Annotated in this window: 7 protein-coding genes; 5 read left to right on the forward strand and 2 right to left on the reverse strand. The window is 67.0% G+C overall.

The features are described 5' to 3' along the window. The first annotated feature begins 92 nt into the window (after positions 1 to 92). Complete coding sequence (locus GD429_RS31285; RefSeq protein ID WP_152862915.1) at positions 93 to 1,145, forward strand: RNA-guided endonuclease InsQ/TnpB family protein; 1,053 nt, start codon at positions 93 to 95, stop codon at positions 1,143 to 1,145. Between the two features lie 18 nt (positions 1,146 to 1,163). Here GD429_RS31285 and GD429_RS31290 read toward each other — a convergent pair whose 3' ends face one another. After that, a complete protein-coding gene (locus tag GD429_RS31290; protein WP_321575020.1) occupies positions 1,164 to 1,940 on the reverse strand; it encodes an L-iditol 2-dehydrogenase in 777 nt (258 codons plus the stop codon). A 328-nt stretch (positions 1,941 to 2,268) separates the two neighbouring features. Here GD429_RS31290 and GD429_RS31295 point away from each other — a divergent pair, with 328 nt between their 5' ends. The 4 genes from GD429_RS31295 to GD429_RS31310 are packed head-to-tail and all read left to right on the forward strand — an operon-like array spanning position 2,269 to position 5,365. After that, positions 2,269 to 2,730, forward strand: a complete 462-nt coding sequence (locus GD429_RS31295; protein WP_011546084.1) for a Fur family transcriptional regulator — start codon at positions 2,269 to 2,271, stop codon at positions 2,728 to 2,730. Positions 2,731 to 2,776: 46 nt separating this feature from the next. Continuing rightward, positions 2,777 to 3,691, forward strand: a complete 915-nt coding sequence (locus GD429_RS31300) for a metal ABC transporter solute-binding protein (RefSeq protein WP_152862917.1) — start codon at positions 2,777 to 2,779, stop codon at positions 3,689 to 3,691. A 14-nt stretch (positions 3,692 to 3,705) separates the two neighbouring features. After that, positions 3,706 to 4,590 carry an ABC transporter ATP-binding protein gene (locus tag GD429_RS31305; RefSeq protein WP_152862919.1) on the forward strand — a complete coding sequence of 295 codons (885 nt, stop codon included), beginning with the start codon at positions 3,706 to 3,708 and terminating at the stop codon, positions 4,588 to 4,590. Beyond that, a complete protein-coding gene (locus GD429_RS31310) occupies positions 4,583 to 5,365 on the forward strand; it encodes a metal ABC transporter permease (RefSeq protein ID WP_152862921.1) in 783 nt (260 codons plus the stop codon). Before GD429_RS31305 ends, GD429_RS31310 begins: the two co-directional genes overlap by 8 nt. 120 nt (positions 5,366 to 5,485) lie before the next feature. On the opposite strand, the gene fghA is transcribed toward GD429_RS31310, so the two are convergent. Continuing rightward, positions 5,486 to 6,111, reverse strand: a 626-nt coding sequence (fghA, locus tag GD429_RS31315) for an S-formylglutathione hydrolase (RefSeq protein WP_152862923.1), incomplete at its 5' end; no start/stop codon positions are given.

Consider the following 6,111-nt stretch of genomic DNA (forward strand, 5'->3'; position numbering starts at 1 on the left):
TTCATCCGTTGCTCCGACAAACCATTATCGGCGGCGAGAAGGAACGGTATGCGCTTGACAGGCCGCTTCGTCCAGGGGGTAGGATCATTGGCATGATCCTTGTCTACCGCTACCGGGTGAAGTCGCTCAACGGGTTGCTTAACAAGCAGAGTCGTGCGGTGAACTACGTCTGGAACTTCTGCAATGACACGCAGAAACACGCGCTCAAGTGGAGCAAGAAGTGGCCAACAGGTTTCGACCTGAATGGACTGACGAGCGGCAGCAGCAAGGAGCTTGGCATTCACTCCGGCACGATCAACGCAACTTGCTTGCAGTACGCACAATCCCGTAGCCAGCACCGACGCCCTTACCTGCGCTATCGCGGCAAGAGAACGCTCGGATGGGTACCGTTGAAAGGGCGTGACCTGAAGCGTGAAGGCGACGCGCTCCGTTTCGCCGGCAACACCTTCCGCGTGTTCAACAGTCGGCCGCTTCCCGAAGGCAAGATCAAGGATGGAACCAACTTCGCGCAGGATGCGCGGGGCAACTGGTTTCTCAACATCGTGATCGAAATGCCCGATGTTCAAGCGCGCCCGATTCGTTCCGGCGTCGGAATCGATCTCGGCCTGAAAGACTTCGCCACACTTTCGACCGGCGAGAAACTGCCTAACGACCGGTTCGGCCGGCGCGCGGCCGAGAAGCTCGCGAAAGCGCAACGGGCGCGAAAGCACAAACGACATATCGCGAAGCTGCACGCCAAGGTTGCGAATGCCCGCGCCGATTCCCAGCACAAGCTCGCACTCGATCTGGTGCGGCGGTTCGATTACATCGCGGTCGGCAATGTCTCTGCCGTCAAACTCGCCAGAACCAGAATGGCGAAGAGCGTCTACGACGCATCCTGGTCGTCTTTCCGAAACATGCTCCGTTATAAAGCGATCGCGCACGGAGCCACGTTCGAAGAAGTGGACGAAAGCGGTTCTACCCAGTCCTGTTCGGCGTGCGGGTCGAAAGACAGCACGACGCGGCCGAAAGGAATCGCGGGGCTGCGAGTAAGAGAGTGGGCCTGCAGTGACTGTGGTGTCGAGCATGATCGTGATACCAACGCTGCGCTGAACATTCTCCGATGCGGACGTGCATCGCCAAGTGTGGGAATCCACCGCCTTTAGGCGGCGGAGGACGTCAAGTCAGCTCATCCAGTTGCCGCCGTCGACGTTCAGCGTCTGGGCGGTGATGTAATCGGCGTCGGCCGACGCGAGGAACAGCGCGGCGCCCGTCAGGTCGCCCGGCACGCCCATGCGGCCGAGCGGCACGGCTTCGCCGACAAGCCGCTTCTTCTCGCCGAGCGGCCGGTTCTCGTAGCGCGCGAACAGCGCGTCGACCTGCTCCCACATCGGCGTGTCGACGACGCCCGGCGCGATGCCGTTCACGTTGATCCGGTGCGGCGCGAGCGCGAGCGCGGCCGACTGCGTATAGCTGATCACCGCGGCCTTGGTCGCGCAGTAGTGCGAAACGAGCGCCTCGCCGCGACGGCCGGCTTGCGACGACATGTTGACGATCTTGCCGCCACGCCCCTGCTCGACCATCCGCTGCGCGACGGCCTGCATCAGGAAGAACAGCCCTTTCACGTTGACCGCGAACAGCCGGTCGAACACGTCCCACGATTCGTCGAGGATCGGGCGCATGTCGAACAGCGCCGCGTTGTTGAACAGGATGTCGACGCCGCCGAAGCGCTCGACGGCGGTGGCGACGATCCGCTCGATGTCGTCGCGGCGCGTGACGTCCGCGGTGACGGCCACCGCGCGGCCGGGGGTCGCTTCGATGAGCCGCGCAAGCGAGCTGCCTGCCGGCTTCACGTCGACGAGCACGCAGCGCGCGCCTTCGTCCAGATAGCGTTGCGCCACCGCCTCGCCGATGCCGCTTGCGGCGCCCGTCAGGATCGCGACCTTGTCTTCCAGTCTCACTGGCTGTCTCCGGTTCGTTCTGCTGTACGACGGTCGCGAGGTGAGCGAACGCTCTCCTACCGATCAATTGCTCTGTTGTTGATCGAATGATCGGATACGCGATTCGCGCTGTCAAGGCGACGTGACGGCTTTCTATGACGCGCTGCGGCACAACGGCGCATCGCGCCGGCCCGCAGCGCACGCCCGGCAAGGCGCGGCGCGCGCGGTGCGGTGCGGCCGGATCGGCAATGAAGGGGACGGAGCGTGGAGGTAAAGGGGAATTCGCGCTGCACGGCGCGGCGATACGTTATATCATCGCCAAACTCTGTCTCACTGCCTGCTTAACGCCATGGCTACCTCATCGTCCATTGATGCCCGGCTGTCCCGGGCCGACGCATTCGCCGCCGAGCACGGACTCGCGTGGACGCCGCTGCGCCGCCAGGTCTACGAACGCGTGCTGGCCGCGCAGCGCCCGATCGGCGCGTACGACCTGCTCGCCGAGCTCGAGCCGCAGCGCGGCCGCGTGCCGCCCACAACCGTCTATCGCGCGCTGGATTTCCTCGTCGAGCACGGCTTCATCCACCGGATCGAATCGAAGAACGCGTTCTTCGCATGCTGCGAGATCGGTGTGCCGCATGAAGGCCAGTTCCTGATCTGCGATTCGTGCGGCGACACCGTCGAGATTCCCGGCGGCGACCTCGCGAAGCAGTTGTCGGCGAGCGAGCCCGCGCACGGTTTCGAAGTCCACCATCAGGTCGTCGAGCTGAGCGGCCTGTGCGGGCACTGCAAGCGCAAGCCCGCACAACGCTGACGCCGCATCGCGCGGCGCATGTGCCGCCTTTCCAACGAGGAGTTTCATGTCCATTGCCTTGAAGCGCGCGCCGCGGCGCGCCCTGTCGCCGGTCCGCTGGCTTGCCGCCGCTGCCGCCGCGCTGTCGCTCGCGGTGCCCGCATTCGCGCAGGCCGCGACCGTCAACGTCGTCGCCGCCGAGAATTTCTACGGCGATGTCGCGTCGCAGATCGGCGGCCGCCACGTCGCGGTCACGAGCATCCTCAGCAATCCCGACCAGGATCCGCACCTGTTCGAAGCGAGCCCGAAGACCGCCCGCGCGCTCCAGCACGCGCAGGTCGTGATCTACAACGGCGCCGACTACGATCCGTGGATGGGCAAGCTGCTCGGCGCGTCGAAGCAGGCCAAGCGCGCGACGATCGTCGTCGCCGATCTCGTCGGCAAGAAGGCCGGCGACAACCCGCACCTGTGGTATGACCCGGCGACGATGCCGGCCGCCGCGCGCGCGATCGCGGCCGAGCTCGGCCGCGCCGACCCCGCGAACAAGGCCGACTACGACGCGAACCTGCAGAAGTTCGTCGCGTCGCTGAAGCCCGTCGACGACAAGGTCGCCGCGCTGCACGCGCAGTACAAGGGCGTTCCGGTGACGGCCACCGAGCCCGTGTTCGGCTACATGTCCGACGCGATCGGGCTCGACATGCGCAACCAGCGCTTCCAGCTCGCGACGATGAACGACACCGAGGCGAGCGCGCAGGACGTCGCCGCGTTCGAGAACGACCTGCGCAAGAAGCAGGTGCGCGTGCTGATCTACAACAGCCAGGCCGAAGCGCCGATGACCAAGCGCATGCTGAAGATCGCGCGCGACGGCGGCGTGCCGGCCGTCAGCGTCACCGAGACGCAGCCTGCCGGCAAGACCTTCCAGCAATGGATGGCCGGCCAGCTCGATGCGCTCTCCAGCGCGCTTTCGGCCGGCAAGAAATAAGCGACTGCAACGACATGACCGCCACTCCTCACGCACTCGCAGTCGATCGCGTCACGCTCGAACTGGGCGGACGCACGATCCTGCGCGACGTCAGCTTCTCGATCGAACCCGGCGAATTCGTCGGCGTGCTCGGGCCGAACGGCGCGGGCAAGACGACGCTGATGCGCGCCGTGCTCGGCCTCGTGCCCGTCTCGGCCGGCACACTGTCGGTCGGCGGCGTGCCGGTCGTGCGCGGCAACGCGTCGATCGGCTACATGCCGCAGATCAGGAGCGGCCTCGCGAACCGCCGGATGCGCGGCTACGACTTCGTCGCGATGGCCGCCGACGGCCACCGCTGGGGGCTGCCGCACACGAACGCGGCGACGCGCCGCGACGTCGACCGCGTGCTCGACCTCGTCGGCGGCCCGACGCTCGCGCGCCGGCCGCTGTCGGAACTGTCGGGCGGCGAGCGGCAGCGCCTGCTGCTCGCGCAGTGCCTGCTCGGCAGCCCGAAGCTGCTGCTGCTCGACGAGCCGCTGATCAGCCTCGACCCGAACCACCAGCGCGGCGTCGTTGAACTCGTGCGCAACGTGCAGCGCGAGCTCGGCATCACCGTGCTGTTCTCCGCGCACGAACTGAATCCGCTGCTGAACGCGCTCGACCGCGTGCTGTATCTCGGCAACGGCGTCGCGGCGCTCGGCACCGTCGACGAGGTGATCACGAAGCCCGTGCTGTCGCGGCTCTACGGATCGCCGATCGACGTGATGCGCGTGAACGGCAAGATCTTCGTGATGTCGGGCGACGTCGAGATCGAGAAGCACGACCACGAACACGAGGACGACGACGGCCACTCGCACGGCGGCGGCGGCGGCCATCACCACCACGGACACGCTCATCCCGGGCATTCGCACGATGTTTGAATACGACTTCATGATCAATGCCTTCGCGGCGTCGGGCATCGTCGCGGTGCTCGCGGGCATCGTCGGCTACTTCCTGGTGCTGCGCGGGCAGACCTTCGCCGGCCATGCGCTGTCGCACGTCGGCTTCACCGGCGCGACGGGCGCGGTGCTGCTCGGCATCTCGCCGATCTGGGGGATGGTCGGCTTCACGCTCGCGGCCGGGATCGGGATGGGCGCGCTCGGCGAACGGCTCGCGGGCCGCGACGTCGCGATCGGCGTGATCCTGTCGGGCGCGCTCGGCTTCGGCCTGCTGTTCCTGCATTTCTATACGTCGTTCGCGACGCAGGTGACCGCGCTGCTGTTCGGCAACGTGCTCGCGGTCAGCCACGACACGCTCTCGGTGCTTGCGGGCATCGGCGCGGTAAGCCTGATCGCGCTCGCGCTGATCGCGCGGCCGCTGCTGTTCGCGTCGCTGCAGCCCGAACTGGCCGAAGCCAAGGGCGTGTCGCTGCGCACGGTGTCGATGCTGTTCCTCGCGGTGTGCGCGCTCGCAGTGGCCGCGGCGACGCAGATCGTCGGCGTGCTGCTCGTGTTCACGCTGCTGGTCGGGCCGGCCGCGGCCGCGCAGAACGTGTCGACGCGGCTGTCGACGGGCGTGCTGCTCGCCGCGCTGTTCGCGCTGTTCGAGGCGTGGGCCGGCATCGCGCTCGCATATCACACCGACTGGCCGACGAGCTTCTGGATCACCGCGCTGTCGGCGGTGGTGTATGGCGCGAGCCTGTTGCGACGCCACTGATCGCCGCTCGACGGATCGCCGCCCGATGCCAATGAAAACGCCGGCGTGCCCGAGGGCAGCGCCGGCGTTTTTTATGCGCCCGTAATCGCGTGCAGCGATGCGTGCGTTACCTGACTCCGCTCAGCGTACAAGCACGCGCGCGTGATGCGCGATGTGATCGGCGATGAACGTCGAGATGAAGTAGTACCCGTGGTCGTAGCCCGGATGGCGGCGCAGCGTCAGCGGCTGGCCGGCCTTCGCGCACGCGGCTTCGAACACGTCGGGGTTCAGCTGGTTCGCGAGGAATTGATCGGCGAGGCCCTGGTCGACCAGGATGCCGTCCGCGAACTTCGGCGCATCGGCGCGCGCGACGAGTTCGCTCGCGTCGTGGGCCTTCCACGCGTCGCGATCGTCGCCGAGATAACCCGAGAACGCCTTCTCGCCCCACGGGCAGCGCATCGGCGCGGCGATCGGCGCGAACGCGGACACCGACCGGTACAGGCCGGGATGACGCAGCGCGAGCGTCAGCGCGCCGTGTCCGCCCATCGAGTGGCCGAAGATCCCGAGCCGCGCGGCGTCGATCGGCAGTTCTGCCGCGACGACTTCGCGCAGCTCACCCGTCACGTACGACTCCATCCGGTAATGCGTGGACCACGGCGCTTCGGTCGCATCGACGTAGAAACCCGCGCCGACGCCGAAGTCCCACGCATCGGTCTCGCCCGGCACACCCGCGCCGCGCGGGCTCGTGTCGGGCATCACGAGCGCGA

The organism is Burkholderia sp. BE17, from assembly GCF_009362305.1.
In the GTDB taxonomy this organism is placed as follows: Bacteria; Pseudomonadota; Gammaproteobacteria; order Burkholderiales; family Burkholderiaceae; genus Burkholderia; species Burkholderia pyrrocinia_C.

Excerpts from the sequence above, each read along its gene's own strand:
- GD429_RS31285 (WP_152862915.1), top strand. The coding sequence starts at position 93 with ATGATCCTTGTCTACCGCTACCGGGTGAAGTCGCTCAACGGGTTGCTT.
- GD429_RS31295 (WP_011546084.1), top strand. The coding sequence starts at position 2,269 with ATGGCTACCTCATCGTCCATTGATGCCCGGCTGTCCCGGGCCGACGCA.
- GD429_RS31300 (WP_152862917.1), top strand. The coding sequence starts at position 2,777 with ATGTCCATTGCCTTGAAGCGCGCGCCGCGGCGCGCCCTGTCGCCGGTC.
- GD429_RS31305 (WP_152862919.1), top strand. The coding sequence starts at position 3,706 with ATGACCGCCACTCCTCACGCACTCGCAGTCGATCGCGTCACGCTCGAA.
- GD429_RS31310 (WP_152862921.1), top strand. The coding sequence starts at position 4,583 with ATGTTTGAATACGACTTCATGATCAATGCCTTCGCGGCGTCGGGCATC.